Annotated in this window: 11 protein-coding genes and 2 riboswitches; of the genes, 7 read left to right on the forward strand and 4 right to left on the reverse strand. The window is 63.5% G+C overall.

The features are described 5' to 3' along the window. Window position 1: 1 nt before the first annotated feature. Complete coding sequence (gene dcd / locus LK440_RS02810; RefSeq protein ID WP_005015532.1) at window positions 2-565, forward strand: dCTP deaminase; 564 nt, start codon at window positions 2-4, stop codon at window positions 563-565. Here dcd and LK440_RS02815 read toward each other — a convergent pair whose 3' ends face one another. Beyond that, window positions 566-1,075 carry a GNAT family N-acetyltransferase gene (locus tag LK440_RS02815; protein ID WP_005015529.1) on the reverse strand — a complete coding sequence of 170 codons (510 nt, stop codon included), beginning with the start codon at window positions 1,073-1,075 and terminating at the stop codon, window positions 566-568. It abuts the gene before it with no gap. 82 nt (window positions 1,076-1,157) lie between these two features. On the opposite strand from LK440_RS02815, the gene LK440_RS02820 reads away from it, so the two are divergent. From LK440_RS02820 to gcvP, 6 genes are all read left to right on the forward strand, one after another. Next, complete coding sequence (locus tag LK440_RS02820; protein WP_005015528.1) at window positions 1,158-1,607, forward strand: hypothetical protein; 450 nt, start codon at window positions 1,158-1,160, stop codon at window positions 1,605-1,607. 213 nt (window positions 1,608-1,820) lie between these two features. Further along, a complete protein-coding gene (locus tag LK440_RS02825; protein WP_005015527.1) occupies window positions 1,821-4,091 on the forward strand; it encodes an arginine/lysine/ornithine decarboxylase in 2,271 nt (756 codons plus the stop codon). Between the two features lie 14 nt (window positions 4,092-4,105). Continuing rightward, entirely contained in the window at window positions 4,106-5,299 is a 1,194-nt protein-coding gene (locus tag LK440_RS02830) for a BaiN/RdsA family NAD(P)/FAD-dependent oxidoreductase (protein ID WP_025341206.1), read from the forward strand. Between the two features lie 128 nt (window positions 5,300-5,427). Beyond that, window positions 5,428-5,520, forward strand: a riboswitch (glycine riboswitch). A gap of 24 nt (window positions 5,521-5,544) precedes the next feature. Next, window positions 5,545-5,657, forward strand: a riboswitch (glycine riboswitch). Between the two features lie 71 nt (window positions 5,658-5,728). Beyond that, window positions 5,729-6,829, forward strand: coding sequence for a glycine cleavage system aminomethyltransferase GcvT (gene gcvT / locus LK440_RS02835; RefSeq protein ID WP_005015517.1), 1,101 nt, complete (start codon window positions 5,729-5,731; stop codon window positions 6,827-6,829). Window positions 6,830-6,916: 87 nt separating this feature from the next. Continuing rightward, window positions 6,917-7,294: a glycine cleavage system protein GcvH gene (gcvH, locus tag LK440_RS02840; protein ID WP_005015515.1), complete on the forward strand. Its 378-nt coding sequence runs from the start codon at window positions 6,917-6,919 to the stop codon at window positions 7,292-7,294. Between the two features lie 50 nt (window positions 7,295-7,344). Next, the gene (gene gcvP / locus LK440_RS02845) at window positions 7,345-10,218 is read left to right on the forward strand and encodes an aminomethyl-transferring glycine dehydrogenase (RefSeq protein ID WP_005015512.1); all 2,874 of its coding nucleotides are present in this window, start codon (window positions 7,345-7,347) and stop codon (window positions 10,216-10,218) included. Window positions 10,219-10,327: 109 nt separating this feature from the next. Here gcvP and LK440_RS02850 read toward each other — a convergent pair whose 3' ends face one another. The 3 genes from LK440_RS02850 to LK440_RS18040 all read right to left on the reverse strand — a co-directional run bounded on the left by LK440_RS02850 (window position 10,328) and on the right by LK440_RS18040 (window position 14,495). Next, window positions 10,328-12,226, reverse strand: coding sequence for a DUF945 family protein (locus LK440_RS02850; RefSeq protein WP_005015508.1), 1,899 nt, complete (start codon window positions 12,224-12,226; stop codon window positions 10,328-10,330). A gap of 185 nt (window positions 12,227-12,411) precedes the next feature. Then, complete coding sequence (locus LK440_RS02855; protein WP_005015507.1) at window positions 12,412-13,854, reverse strand: YdgA family protein; 1,443 nt, start codon at window positions 13,852-13,854, stop codon at window positions 12,412-12,414. A gap of 98 nt (window positions 13,855-13,952) precedes the next feature. Further along, entirely contained in the window at window positions 13,953-14,495 is a 543-nt protein-coding gene (locus LK440_RS18040) for an MlrC C-terminal domain-containing protein (RefSeq protein ID WP_407651382.1), read from the reverse strand. Window position 14,496 lies beyond the last annotated feature (1 nt).

A 14,496-nucleotide genomic window follows, 5' to 3' on the forward strand; every position in this document is an offset into this window, starting at 1 on the left:
CATGAGCATCAAAAGCGACCGCTGGATCCGCCGCGCGGCCGAGGGCGGCATGATAGAACCGTTCGAGGCTGGCCAGGTGCGCACCGCGAACGGCGGCCGCATCGTCAGCTATGGCACGAGCAGCTACGGCTACGACGTGCGTTGCGCCGACGAGTTCAAGATCTTCACCAACATCAATTCCACCATCGTCGATCCCAAGAATTTCGACGAGGGCTCCTTCGTGGACTTCAAGGGCGATGTGTGCATCATCCCGCCCAACTCGTTCGCCCTGGCGCGCACGGTGGAGTATTTCCGTATCCCGCGCAGCATCCTGACCATCTGCCTGGGCAAGAGCACCTACGCGCGTTGCGGCATCATCGTCAATGTCACCCCTCTGGAGCCGGAATGGGAAGGACACGTGACGCTGGAGTTTTCCAACACCACGCCGCTGCCTGCCAAGATCTATGCCGGCGAGGGGTGCGCCCAGATGCTCTTTCTGGAAAGCGACGAGGTCTGCGAAACCTCTTATCGTGACCGGGGCGGCAAGTATCAGGGCCAGCGCGGCGTCACCCTGCCGCGGACCTGATCACAAGCGCTTGATCATCAGCGTCTCATCGAGATAGCGGCCGCCTACCCGCAGCGCGGCCGGTTCGCATCCGTAGGCGGTAAAACCCAGGGATTCGTACAGCCGCAGCGCAGCCGGATTGCCCTGGGCTACCGTCAGCAACACTTGACGGACATCCGTCCAGCCGGCCGCCTGCTGCAGCGCGGCGCCCAGCAGACGGCGTCCCAGCCCATGGTTGCGTTGCGCGGGCGCAACGTATATGCCCCATATCACGGCCTTGTGCATTTGTTTCAGCGTGCCCATGCGCATCAACCCCGCACAGCCCACCAGCCGGCTGCCGTCCCAGGCGCCAAAGACGGTCCGCGCGGCGCTGGGCTCGAGCTTGCGCGCCCAGTCGGGCACCGTGACAAGCTGCTCTTCTTCGTAACTTGATTCAAACGCCTCGGGCGCCTCGCATAGGGCGGCCAGTCGCAGCGACTTGAATTCTGAAGCATCCTGCGGCGTGAGCTGGCGTATCGTGAACGTTTGCATCGATCATCCTTTGCGAGAGGGCAGCGCTGCGCCGCCCTGCGGCTTCCTATAATGGAAGATACCCGAATGCAGGAGTCGCCCGATGTTTGGTTTCTTCAAGAAGCAAGCGCCCGAACCTAATCCGGAAGTTCAAGCCGAGTTCGGCGAGCGCGTCAACGCCGCCGCCGCCGATTTTCTGGCAGCGCTGCCGGATGCCTCCCGTTTCGATTACCTGCCGGCCAGCGTTGCGCTGCTCGACAGTGTTGCCGCTCAGGTGCGCGCCGGTGAATTCAGCCTCACGCCCATGCAGCGCGTGGGCATGGCGGCCTATCTGTACGAAGTTGCCCGGCGCAGCCACGGCGGGCAGTATGAGGTCTGCGACAACGACGACCTCGTCGTGCTGGTTACGGGCCAGCCCGACTTTGACGTCTGCCTATGTGGCATTTCGCGCGTTGAGCGAACGTTAAGCGGCAAGGAGGACGAGCCGCTGTTGGCGTTTTACCGCCGCTACGAGGCTGCTGTGTCAGCGGCTGCTCCGGCGACCCTGCGTTGACGCGGACCTCGCATGTCGGCCGACACGGGCCCCCTGTGGGGCTCCAGTTCGGCGGCGAGGGCCATGCAATTTCGGATCTGTCATCCGTGCTGCTAGGAATCCGTCCTACAATCCCTCCCGAATCGCCGGCCTCGCGCCCGTCTGACTATTTCAGGCGGGTGTCCCGAAGTACACTCGCGTCCGTTTTGCCTTGCCCGCCCCAGGAGCGCCCGCATGAAATTTCGCTTCCCCATATTCATCATCGACGAAGACTACCGCTCCGAGAACGCCTCGGGGTTGGGGGTACGTGCCCTGGCGTCGGCCATCGAGGCCGAGGGCGTGGAAGTCATCGGCGTGACCAGTTATTGCGACCTGAGCTCCTTTGCTCAGCAGCAAAGCCGCGCGAGCGCTTTCATTCTGTCGATCGACGATGAAGAGTTCGATGTGGATTCTCCCGAGGATGTGGCTAGCGCGATCAAGAATCTGCGCACCTTCATCGGTGAGCTGCGGTTTCGCAACGCCGACATCCCTATTTATCTGTACGGCGAGACTCGGACGTCCGAGCACATCCCGAATGACATCCTGCGCGAGCTGCATGGTTTCATTCACATGTTCGAGGACACGCCCGAGTTCGTGGCGCGCCACATCATCCGCGAAGCGCGCAGCTATGTGGACAGCCTGCCGCCGCCGTTTTTTCGCGAGCTGGTCAAGTACGCGCAGGATGGCTCGTACTCATGGCACTGCCCGGGTCACTCCGGCGGCGTGGCCTTTCTGAAAAGTCCGGTGGGGCAGATGTTCCACCAGTTTTTCGGCGAAAACATGCTGCGCGCCGACGTCTGCAACGCCGTGGACGAACTGGGCCAGTTGCTGGACCACACCGGCCCGGTGGCCGAGTCGGAAGTCAATGCGGCGCGCATCTTCCATGCCGACCATTGCTTTTTCGTGACCAACGGCACCTCGACGTCCAACAAGATCGTCTGGCACGCCAACGTGGCCGCCGGCGACGTCGTCGTGGTGGACCGCAATTGTCACAAGTCCATCCTGCACGCGATCACCATGACGGGCGCGATCCCGGTGTTTCTGCGCCCCACGCGCAATCACCTGGGCATCATCGGGCCGATTCCGCTGGCTGAGTTCGACCCCGAGAACATCCGCAAGAAGATCGAGGCCAATCCCTTTGCGCGCGAGGCCGTCAACAAGAATCCGCGCATCCTGACGCTCACGCAGAGCACGTATGACGGCGTGATCTACAACGTCGAGATGATCAAGGAAAAGCTGGGCAGCTACGTGGACACGTTGCATTTTGACGAAGCCTGGCTGCCGCATGCGGCCTTCCACGAGTGCTACCAGGATATGCACGCCATTGGCCAGGATCGTCCGCGCAACCAGGACGCGATGGTCTTTGCCACCCACTCCACGCACAAGCTGTTGGCCGGCATTTCGCAGGCCTCGCAGATCATCGTGCAGGAGTCGGAGTCGCGCAAACTGGACCGGAATGTGTTTAACGAAGCGTATCTGATGCATACCTCGACGTCGCCGCAGTACGCCATCATTGCGTCGTGTGACGTGGCCGCGGCCATGATGGAGCCCCCGGGGGGCACGGCGCTGGTCGAAGAAAGCATCCGCGAGGCGCTGGACTTTCGCCGTGCCATGCGCAAGGTCGAATCCGAGTACGGCAAGAACGATTGGTGGTTCAAGGTCTGGGGCCCGAATCGCCTGGTATCCGAAGGCATCGGCAATCGCAACGAGTGGATTCTGGAAGCCAACGATCACTGGCATGGCTTTGGCGATTTGGCCGAAGACTTCAACATGCTCGATCCGATCAAGGCCACCATCATCACGCCGGGGCTGGACATGTCAGGCAGCTTCGGCGAGACCGGTATACCGGCCGCGCTGGTGTCCAAGTACTTGACCGAGCACGGTGTGGTGGTCGAGAAGACGGGTCTGTATTCCTTCTTCATCCTCTTTACCATCGGCATCACCAAGGGTCGTTGGAACACGCTGCTGACCGCCTTGCAGCAGTTCAAGGACGACTACGACCGCAACCAGCCCTTGTGGCGCATCCTGCCGGATTTCTGCCGTGAACACCGGCAGTACGAACGCCTGGGCCTGCGCGATCTGTGCCAGGTCATCCATGAGGCCTATCGTGCGCGCGATGTGGCGCGTCTGACCACTGAGATGTACCTGAGCGATATGGTCCCGGCGCTCAAGCCCTCGGATGCCTTTGCGCGCATGGCGCATCGCCAGGTCGAGCGTGTCGAGATCGATCAGCTCGAAGGCCGGGTCACCGGCGTGCTGCTCACGCCGTATCCGCCGGGCATCCCGCTGCTGATTCCGGGCGAACGGTTCAATCGCACGATTGTGCAATACCTGCAGTTCGCGCGTGAGTTCAATGAGCGCTTCCCGGGTTTCGAAACCTATATCCACGGTCTGGCCCAGGACGTCGGTCCGGATGGCGCCAAACGCTATTACGTGGATTGCCTCAAAGAGAGCGACGCTGCCTGAGGTCGTCCGCCTGCATGTTTGACGTTGCGATAATAGGCGCCGGGGCGGCCGGCATGATGTGCGCGGCCGTTGCCGGTCAGCGCGGATTGTCGGTCGTGCTGATCGACCACGCCAGTCGCCTGGCCGAGAAGATCCGCATCTCCGGCGGCGGGCGCTGCAACTTCACCAATCTGGGCGCCACCGCGGCCCAGTTCCTGTCCGAAAATCCGCACTTTTGCCGTTCGGCGCTGGCGGGCCATACGCCGCAGGATTTTCTCGGACTCATCCGTGAGCACGGCATTGCCTGGCACGAGAAGCATCGTGGTCAGCTGTTCTGTGACCACAGCAGCGAGGACATCATCGAGATGCTGCGCCGCGAGTGCGATCGCGGCCGGGTCGCCTGGCGCATGCCGTGCGCGGTGCAGGCGATCACCCGCGACGGCCAGGGCTGGGCGCTGGCCACCGATGCCGGCGCGTTGCGCGCGGCGCGGTTGGTCGTTGCCTCCGGCGGCATGGCCATCCCGCAGTTGGGCGCGACGAATTTCGGATTGAAAGTGGCGCGCCAGTTCGGGCTCAAAGTGGTCGAGCCCCGGCCGGCGCTGGTGCCGTTGACCTTCGATGCGAAGCAGTGGCAGCCCTTTGCCGAACTCTCGGGCGTGGCGCTGGAGGTCAGTCTCGGCACCGGGCAAGGCAAGGCGCGCGGCGAGTTCCTGGAGGATCTGCTCTTTACCCATCGCGGCCTGTCGGGGCCGGCCATCTTGCAGATTTCCAGTTACTGGAAACCCGGGACGATCATCGACATCGACCTGGCGCCAGGGAGGGACCTTGCCGGCGAATTGCGGCAGGCCAAATCCGGTGCGCGCCAGCAGATGCATACCGTGCTGGCGGGTCTGTGGCCCAAACGCCTGGCCGATGCGTGGCTGGCCCAATCCGACGACCCCGGCCTGGCGCAGGCGCGCCTGGCCGATGTGCCCGACCGCAAGTTGCTGGATCTGGCCTCCCGGATTCACCATTGGCCGCTCGCGCCTACAGGAACCGCCGGCTACAAAAAGGCCGAAGTCATGCGCGGCGGCGTCGATACCCGCGCGCTGGATCAGCGATCCATGCAGGCGCGGGAGGTGCCGGGCCTGTATTTCATTGGCGAGACGGTCGACGTGACGGGCTGGTTGGGCGGATATAACTTCCAGTGGGCCTGGGCCTCCGCCGTGGCGTGTGGCCGCGCGCTTTGATCCCACCTGCCACCTGCCGGTGGGCAGGGCGCCGCGTGTCTGGCCGGGTGGTGAACCGCCTGGCGCCGCGCCGGGGAGATCCCGGGTTTTGTCGCCCCGCGCTTTCGTTGTATGCTTCGCACGCTGTCATGCATGTCGCGGGAGAGAGCGGGCCGTCGAGCCCGCCGCCGAAGGCGCAATTCGCCCGGAATCGCTCAGGTAACCCATACCGCGCATTGCACGTCCGGCCGCCTGGCGGTTGGATGTAACAGCACTCTGGAGAGACCTGGCGCCGCCTGGCGGTCAGCCCAGGCGCCGAAGGTGCAAACCCGCCATGCTGCGCGGGGCAACTCTCAGGCAAAAGGACAGAGGGGCGGAAACCCGACCGGCTACCGGGCGTTTTCCGCATCCCTGGGGCCGGCATTCTTTATGCCATTGGAGCGCCCCCGCATGTCCGCCTCTTTGAAACGTACTCCCCTGGCCGAAACCCATCTGGCCGCTGGCGCCCGCATGGTCGATTTCGGCGGCTGGGAAATGCCGCTGGCCTATGGCTCGCAGCTCGAGGAGCATCACGCGGTGCGCCAGGATGCCGGCATGTTCGACGTCTCGCACATGCTCAACGTCGATGTCGCCGGTGCGGATGCCACGGCTTTTCTGCGCCACCTGGTGGCCAACGATGTCGCACGCCTGACCACCCCGGGCAAGGCGTTGTACTCGTGCATGCTCAACCCGCAAGGCGGTGTGATCGACGATCTGATCATTTATTTCTTCGCGCCGGACAGCTGGCGCGTGGTGGTCAATGCCGGCACGGCAGAAAAAGACATCGCCTGGATGGCACGCGTGGCCGCGGTCGGCAACTTTACCGTCCGCATCACCCCGCGCCGCGATCTGGCCATGATCGCGGTGCAAGGCCCCAACGCGCGCGCCAAGGTCTGGGCGGCACGCCCGGGCTGGCAGGCCCAGACGGAAGGTCTGACGCCTTTTTGCGCCGCGCGTCTGCCCGAAGACACGTTGGTGGCGCGGACCGGCTATACCGGTGAGGACGGCTTTGAAATCGTACTGCCGGCCAGCGCCGCGGTGGCGTTGTGGCAAGACCTCACCGCTCAGGGGGTGCGTCCCTGCGGCCTGGGCGCGCGCGATACGCTGCGCCTTGAGGCCGGCATGAATCTGTACGGACAGGATATGGATGAACTCATCCATCCCAACCAGGCCGGCTTGACCTGGACGGTGTCGCTCAAGGACACGTCGCGCCGCTTCATCGGCCGCGATGCGTTGGAGCAATTTGCCACGCCCTGCGCCTTTCTGGGCCTGAAGCTCGGCGAGCGCGGCGTAATGCGGGCGCATATGCCGGTGCGCACGCCGCAGGGGCTGGGCGAGATCACCAGTGGCACCATGTCGCCGACCCTGGGCGTGTCGATCGCCTTTGCCCGCCTGCCCCAGGCCGTCAAGCCGGGCGATGCGGTCGAGGTGGACATCCGCGGCAAATGGGTGCCCGCCACCGTGGTCAAACTGCCTTTCGTACGTAACGGCAAAGCCGTCGAACACTCGTAAACTGCAGCCTTGCGCGCGGCCATCCCGCGCGCAAGGCGCGCACATCTTTTCCATACCCCATTCACCCCGATTTCTCCAGAAGCTCCCATGAGTCTGCCTACCGATCGCAAATACACTTCCTCCCACGAGTGGGTCAAGGCTGAAGGCGACGTCTTTGTCGTCGGCATCACCGATAACGCCCAGGATCAACTGGGTGACCTGGTTTTCGTGGGCGACGTCAACGTCGGTGCCACGCTCAAAGCCGGCGAAACGGTTGGTGTGGTCGAGTCCGTCAAAGCGGCCTCCGACATTTACGCCCCGGTCGACGGCGAGATCGTTGCTTTCAATGACGAACTCGAAGCCAACCCGAACCTGATCAATGAATCGGCCTTCACGGCCTGGATTTTCAAGATCAAGCCGGCCAATGCCGCCGACGCCGGCAAGTTGCTGGATGCGGCCGGCTACGAGGCCGTCGCCAACGGCTGACCGGCCGCGCGGGCCGCGGCCCGCGCCTCCCCCGAATTTTCGAGAACACCATGTCGCGCGCCTTAGACACCCACTCCGACTTCATCCCCCGCCACATCGGGCCGTCCGATGCCGACCAGGCAAAAATGCTGGCCGTCGTCGGCTGCTCCAGCCTCGATGCCCTCATCGAGGAAGTCGTTCCGCCTCGCATCCGCAATCAGGCACCGCTGGCGCTGCCGTCCTCGCGCAGCGAGCCCGATGTGCTGGCCGAACTCAAACAGGTGGCCGCACGCAACAAGGTGTTCCGCAACTACATCGGGCAGGGCTATTACGGCACGCACACGCCCAACGTGGTACTGCGCAATGTGCTGGAGAATCCCGCCTGGTACACCGCATACACCCCCTATCAGCCCGAGATTTCGCAAGGCCGGCTGGAGGCATTGCTTAATTACCAGACCATGGTGGCCGACCTGACGGGTCTGGACATCTCCAACGCGTCGCTATTGGATGAAGGTACGGCGGCTGCCGAAGCCATGACGCTGGCCCGCCGAGGCGCCAAATCCAAGAGCCAGGTCTTTTTCATTTCGCAGCACTGCCATCCGCAGACCATCGAGGTCGTGCGCACGCGCGCCGAAGGTCTGGGGATCGACATCCTGATCGGCGATGAGGCAGACGGCCTGCCGGAGTGTTTTGGCGTTCTGCTGCAGTATCCGCACAGTCTGGGCGGTGTGGTCAATTACGCATCGCTTGCCGAGGCCGCCCATGCCCAGGGCACCGTGGTGGCCTGCGCGACCGATCTGCTGGCGCTGGCATTGCTCACACCTCCGGGCGAGTGGGGCGCCGACATCGCCATCGGCACCGCGCAACGTTTTGGCGTGCCGTTTGGATTCGGCGGCCCGCATGCCGGCTTCATGGCCTGCCGCGACGCCTTCAAGCGCAACATGGCCGGTCGTCTGGTCGGAGTCTCCAAGGATGCCCAGGGCAACCCGGCACTGCGCCTGGCCTTGCAGACGCGCGAGCAGCATATCCGCCGCGAGAAGGCCACCTCCAATATCTGCACGGCTCAAGTGCTCCTGGCTGTGATGGCCGGGTTGTACGCCGTCTGGCACGGTCCGGCTGGGATCCGCCGCATTGCCACCCGTGTGCATAGCTTTACCGGTGTGTTGCGCGCGCAACTTCAGGCCTTGGGACTGACGGTCGAAAACGAAAGCTATTTCGACACGCTGTTGATCGACGCCGGTGCTGCGGCAACGGCCATCGTGGCGGCTGCCGAGGACGCCCAGATCAATCTGCGCCGTGTCGATGAGGCGCGCGTGGCGGTGTCGCTGGACGAAACGGTGACGCCCGAGGATGTGCAAGCGCTGGTCAATGTGTTTGCCGCTGCCTTGGGTAAGCCCGCCGGCCAGATCGATGTGCAAGCGCTGACGGCGCAAGCCGGCGCCGGATTGCCGCCTGGGACCGTGCGCACCACGCCCATACTGTCACATCCGATCTTCTCCAGCGTGCAGTCTGAAACCGACATGTTGCGTTATCTGCGCAAGCTGGCGGACAAGGATCTGGCGCTGGATCGCAGCATGATCCCGCTGGGCTCTTGCACCATGAAGCTCAACGCCACCGCCGAGATGATCCCCATCACCTGGCCCGAGTTTGCGTTGATCCATCCGTTTGCCCCGGCTGCACAGACCGTGGGCTACCTCGAGCTCATCGACCGCCTGTCGGCGGCGCTGTGCGAGATTACCGGCTATGACAACATCAGTTTGCAGCCGAACTCTGGCGCTCAGGGCGAGTACGCGGGTCTGCTGGCCATCCGTGGCTATCATCAGGCACGCGGCGAGCATCAGCGCAATGTCTGCCTGATCCCGTCCTCGGCTCATGGCACCAATCCTGCCTCGGCCCAATTGGCCGGCATGGATGTCGTCGTTGTGGCTTCGGACGCGCAGGGCAACGTCGACCTGGGCGACTTGCGCGCCAAGATCGAACAGGTCGGGGATCGCCTGGCCGCGCTCATGATCACCTATCCGTCCACGCACGGCGTGTTCGAGGAGGCCGTCACCGAGATTTGCGAATTGGTGCACGCCGCAGGCGGTCAGGTCTATCTCGATGGCGCCAACATGAATGCCATGGTGGGCGTGGCCAAGCCGGGCAAGTTCGGCTCCGACGTCTCGCACCTGAACCTGCACAAGACGTTCTGCATTCCGCACGGCGGCGGCGGCCCGGGTGTCGGGCCGGTAGCCGTGCGCGCGCATCTGGCGCCGTATCTGCCCGGTGTGCTCAACGAACAGGGCAAGCTGGATGCCCAGGCCAAGGTGGGCCCGGTGTCGGCGGCGCCTTATGGCTCGGCCGGCATTCTGGCCATTCCATACGTCTATATCGCCCTCATGGGCGCCGAAAGCCTGCGCCGTGCAACTGAAGTGGCCATCCTCAACGCCAACTATGTTGCGACACGCTTGCGTGAGCACTATCCGGTGCTTTATGCCGGCCGGCACGGCCGGGTGGCGCACGAGTGCATCCTGGACGTTCGCCCGCTCAAGGACAGCAGTGGCGTGAGCGCCGAGGACATTGCCAAGCGGTTGATGGACTATGGCTTCCACGCACCGACCATGAGTTTCCCGGTGGCCGGTACCCTGATGGTGGAGCCGACGGAATCCGAAGGCCTGGCCGAGCTGGAGCGTTTTATCGACGCCATGGTCGCCATCCGCACCGAGATCGCCCAGATCGAGCGTGGTGAGCGGGACCGCGAGGACAACGTCCTGAAGAACGCCCCGCATACGGCACAGATGCTGCTGGCCGATGAATGGCATCACGACTATCCGCGCCAGCAGGCGGCCTATCCGGTCGCGACGCTGCGTGAGGCAAAGTATTGGCCGCCCGTCGCGCGCGTGGATAACGCCTACGGTGATCGCAACCTGGTATGCGCCTGCCTGCCGATCGAAGCGTATCTCTGATCCGTTTACGCCCGACGGTCTGAGCCAGGCCCCTGCTCGCAAGAGCAGGGGCCTTTTTCATGCGCGGCAGCACCAAAAAAACGCGCCCGAAGGCGCGCGGCTACTGGAGTCAGTGTTCGTCGGGCGGCTCAGGGAAATCGTCGGCCACCGCCAGGAAGCCCTCCAGGAACATCTGGATCATGTCCAGCGACAGGCCTTCGGAGACGTCGACGTCATACTGCAACACCGCCTTGCCCTGTTTGTTCAACGAGGCCTGGCCGAACTCGGCGTACTCGGCATTCCAGTGTTTGATCACGGCAGCCGTGGGAGGCGTCTGGTCGCCGTAGACGGCCGTCATCCGGAGCTTGTCGCAGTCGGGCTCGCAGAGCAGCGCCACGGTGATGTCCGTCGGTGACAGCTCTTCGGCCAGTACGGTGAAGACCTTCTTGCCCTCGTCATAGCCGTACTCGTAGCCGGCCGCATCGATGATGTCGGCGACCGTCTCGGCGTCGAGTTCGTCAACGATGGGGGATTCCGACTCGTCCTCGTCCATGGCGGCCCCGCCGGCGTTGGCAAGCTCGGCCAGCCACTCTTTGACGGGAACCTCCTTGCCATTGAGTTCACCGCGGCCATCGGCATAGCTGAACGTGCTGACGATATTGTCGCCGTCATTGCGGCCCAGGTTCATCATCTCGGCCATGCCCGCGACAGCCTGGATGTTTTCTTCTGCCTCATTCCGGGCTTCGGCCGCATCGGCGCCGCGCAATTGCAGAATCTGTGCCCCCAGGGCGACAGCCATGGGCTTGGAGATCTGCAGGCTCGCATCAATGCGTTTGATGGCTTTTTGCAGGAATTCCGCACCGCTTTGAATGAAGTCCTCGCCGGTGCCGGCGTCACTCTGCGGTTTGGTCAGATCCAGCTTCAGGCTGAAACGGCTTTCACCAGCGGCATTGCGCCAGACGAATTGATCGACAGCGAGACTGGGCTTGGCGGCGAGCAGTTTGCCGCCGTTTTCGATGAGCGAGCCGATCTGCTCGTCGCGCAGGCCTTCGTCGGTACCACGGCCGGCCATCAGGCCCCGCGCCATCTGTTTGTAGGTATCCGAGAAGATCTTCATGGTCGGGCCGTCCAGGTGGGCGACCGACAGCGCCAGTTCTCCGCCTCCGAAGTCCTCTTTGGCCACGCTGATCTTGCCGATCTTGTAGACCGCCTTGCCGGCTACGTAGGCGTCGTCTTCGCTGACATCCAGCGCGTAGCCCAGATCGTTGATCGCCACGGGGGAGTCCAGGCCGGCAGAACCGATTTCCAGTGATTTGATCAGCAGAGCCGACGTGCCGATGGATAGGCCGAACTTGCCCATGCGGCTATCGATGTCCATACCCATGCCGCTGACATGTGCGTGCAGCGGCTCGCCGTCTTCGATGACGTCGAGCAACAGGTCGTCGGATTCGATGCGGCCCTTGATGCTCTGGTCGCGGTTGTCGTAGAGCGAATGCACCGTGGCGCCACTGAAACGGAAAGTGCCCTTGTCGTCCTTGAAGCTCAAGGCAGCGATGCCGCCTGTGCCGTCAGCCTGGCCGTTGTAGCTGAGCACCGAGTCGCTCCACAGCGGCGGCTTGCCCTGCGCCATATCAAAGAAGGGTTTGACCACCTCGTTATTGGCCAGCTCGGAGTGGATGAACGCCAACTGGGGCAGCCATTTGCCGCGCGCGAGGGCGCCGGCCGGGAAGGGGCCATGTTCGATCTCGCTGGTTACGGCCACGATCAGCGGTTTGTTGTCCTCTTCGGTTTTCTCGGTCGTGAACGTGATCGTGTATTGCGCGTGGCTGCTGAAGAAGCCGCGCGCATAGTGATCTTGCTCAATGCGGATGCCTACCCCCGGCACGGCAGCGGCCAGTTTGTCATTGGCCTGGACCAGATACTGCTGCGTCTGCTCCTCAATGCGCTTGCCCGTATACCACGTGGCGCCGAGCCAGACTCCCACTCCCACGATGATCACGCCGGAGGTGATCGCAACGCTTTTCTTCATTTTCTGTGTTCCTGAGTAATGACGCGGCGCGCGAGCAGGTGGCCCGGGCGCGACCCGCGGCGAGTATAGCCAGGGCCGCGCGGCGGCAGTAGCGTGCCCGGTTACCAGCCATTTCTAATTGCAAGGTACGGCGCGCCAGGCCGATGCCGCCGGACGGCGTCCGCGCGGCGTCGGGCACAGGCGGTTCAGTGAGGCAGGGCGCCGAGCACGGCATCGGTGGGCATTTCACGGCCATTCAGGTTGAGCTTGCCATCGCCGTACTGCAAGGTGCTCACGATGTCCTCGCCCTCGGGCTTGCCCAGGTTGAGCATCAGCGCCATACCCGCAATGTTGTTGACCTGGCGTGCCGCCTGCCTGGCCGCTTCTTCGTCGCTTTTGCCTTGCAGCTTAAGCACGGCGGTGCCCACTGCCGTCATCATTGGCTTGTTCAGCACCAGGCGGGCGTCGAGCTTTTTGATGAGCTCGCGCATGAATTCGCTGCCCTGAGCCTGCGGGTCGGCGGGTTGGGCCAGCGTAACGGCCAGATTCAGGCGGCTTTCGCCTTTGTCGTTCTTCCAGGAAAAGGGTTCAAGCGTCAGCGTTGGGTTATCGGCCAGCAGGGGGCCGGCGGCCAGGGCGAGCTGTTGGGCCTGCTCGCTGTTGAACTCACCGCGCGCGCGGCCCTGCTCGGCGGCCTCGTTGGCCAGGCGCAGATAGACCTCGTTGACGGCTTTGAGCTTTTCGCCATCCACCCGCGAGAACGTCATGGTGAGCTGCTGGCTGCCGAGGGCCGCGCCATTGAAGATGAGTTTCTCGGCGGAAAAATCCACTTGGCCATTCAGGAACCGGTCGTCTTCCTTGAGCACGCCTTTGTAGTCGACGTTCTCGCTTAGCCAGGAGCCTGCCTCGCTCTGGGAGCGCAGCTCGACGCGATCGATATGCACGCTGCTGGTGCCGATCTGGTAGCCATACTTGCCGGTCTTGCCGTCGATATCCATACGGCTGTGGCCTAACATGATCTGCGTGGCCGGCTGCTGTTGGTCGCGCGGCAGAAAAATCGCGGTGGGTTCCGCCTGGATGTGGCCTTTGATGCTGCCGAGGTGTTTGCCGATGTCGCCGTCAAAACGGGCGCCACCGAAATCCACCTGGGGATTGCTCCACTGCAGCGCAGCGGCTTCGGCCTTTACCGAGGCGCTGCCGCCGTAGTTCAGTACGACATCCGTGACCAGAGGGTTCTTGTCCTTGGCGACGGTAAAGAAGGGGCGGGCGGCCTCCGTGTCGGCCATGGCAGTGTGCACGAAAGCCATGGAGGGCATCAGGTGCCCCTCGGCCAACGCGCCTGCCGGCAACGGACCATGATCGATGCGGGCGTCGAATTCCAGTCGTTCGCCGGGTTTGAGTGGGCTGCCGGGCAGAGCGGCGGCCACCAGGCCGTAGCGTGCCTCGGTGGAGAAAAACCCGCGGGTAAAGGCAAGCTGCTCGACCTTCAGGCCGGTGCCCGGGTAGGTCGCGGCCAGATAGGCATTGACTTCATCGAGCCGTGCCTGGCTTTCGTCGGCCAGGCGTTCGCCGGTATACCAGGTGCCCCCCAGCCAGGCTCCCACCACCACTACGATCACGCCAGCGCCTATCGCTATGCCTTTTTTCATATTCTTCCTCGTTAGTGTTGTTGACGCCTGCCGCGCCGGCCCCTTGCCGCGCTGCGGCAAGGGTAAACCCGAGAAAGTATAGCGCGGGGGTATGCGGCTTACATCGCGTCGAGGGGATAGATGGGGCGCCTGACGTGCTTGAATTCGATCTGGCTGTAATCCGAAGTGGTGACGCCAACACCGGTGCATTCAATGATGTCGGTGGCCATCTCGGAGAACCCTGCGCGCCAGTGCACGCGCGACTTCAGCACCACATAGCGTTTTTGCAGAGGATCGATTCCCGCCGACAGCAGGCAGTTGATGTCGAATGGCTCCTGGTGGCGCGACACGACGACGATTTCCACCTTGCCGGTATCCAGCACCACGGTGAACCCGGTATCGTTGCGTACGCTTCGGTACATGGGCCCGCGGTTCAGGTAAACCCCGTCGAAGACCAATTTGACGCGTGCGGTCACCGTAAGTGGTGCGCTTTGAACCTTGAGGGCCGGCATGGGCACTTTGCCGCCCAGCTCGACGGTGATGGTCCTGCCCACGCCGGCGGCGGCCGCTTCCTCGGCGGCCTGCGGATCGCAAATGGCGTAGAACGCCAAATTCTCCAGTTCCTGCCGCAGGATCTCGGCCAGCATGGCTGTCGTGTCCATG

It is taken from the genome of Bordetella holmesii, from assembly GCF_020735985.1.
Taxonomy (GTDB): Bacteria; Pseudomonadota; Gammaproteobacteria; order Burkholderiales; family Burkholderiaceae_B; genus Bordetella; species Bordetella holmesii.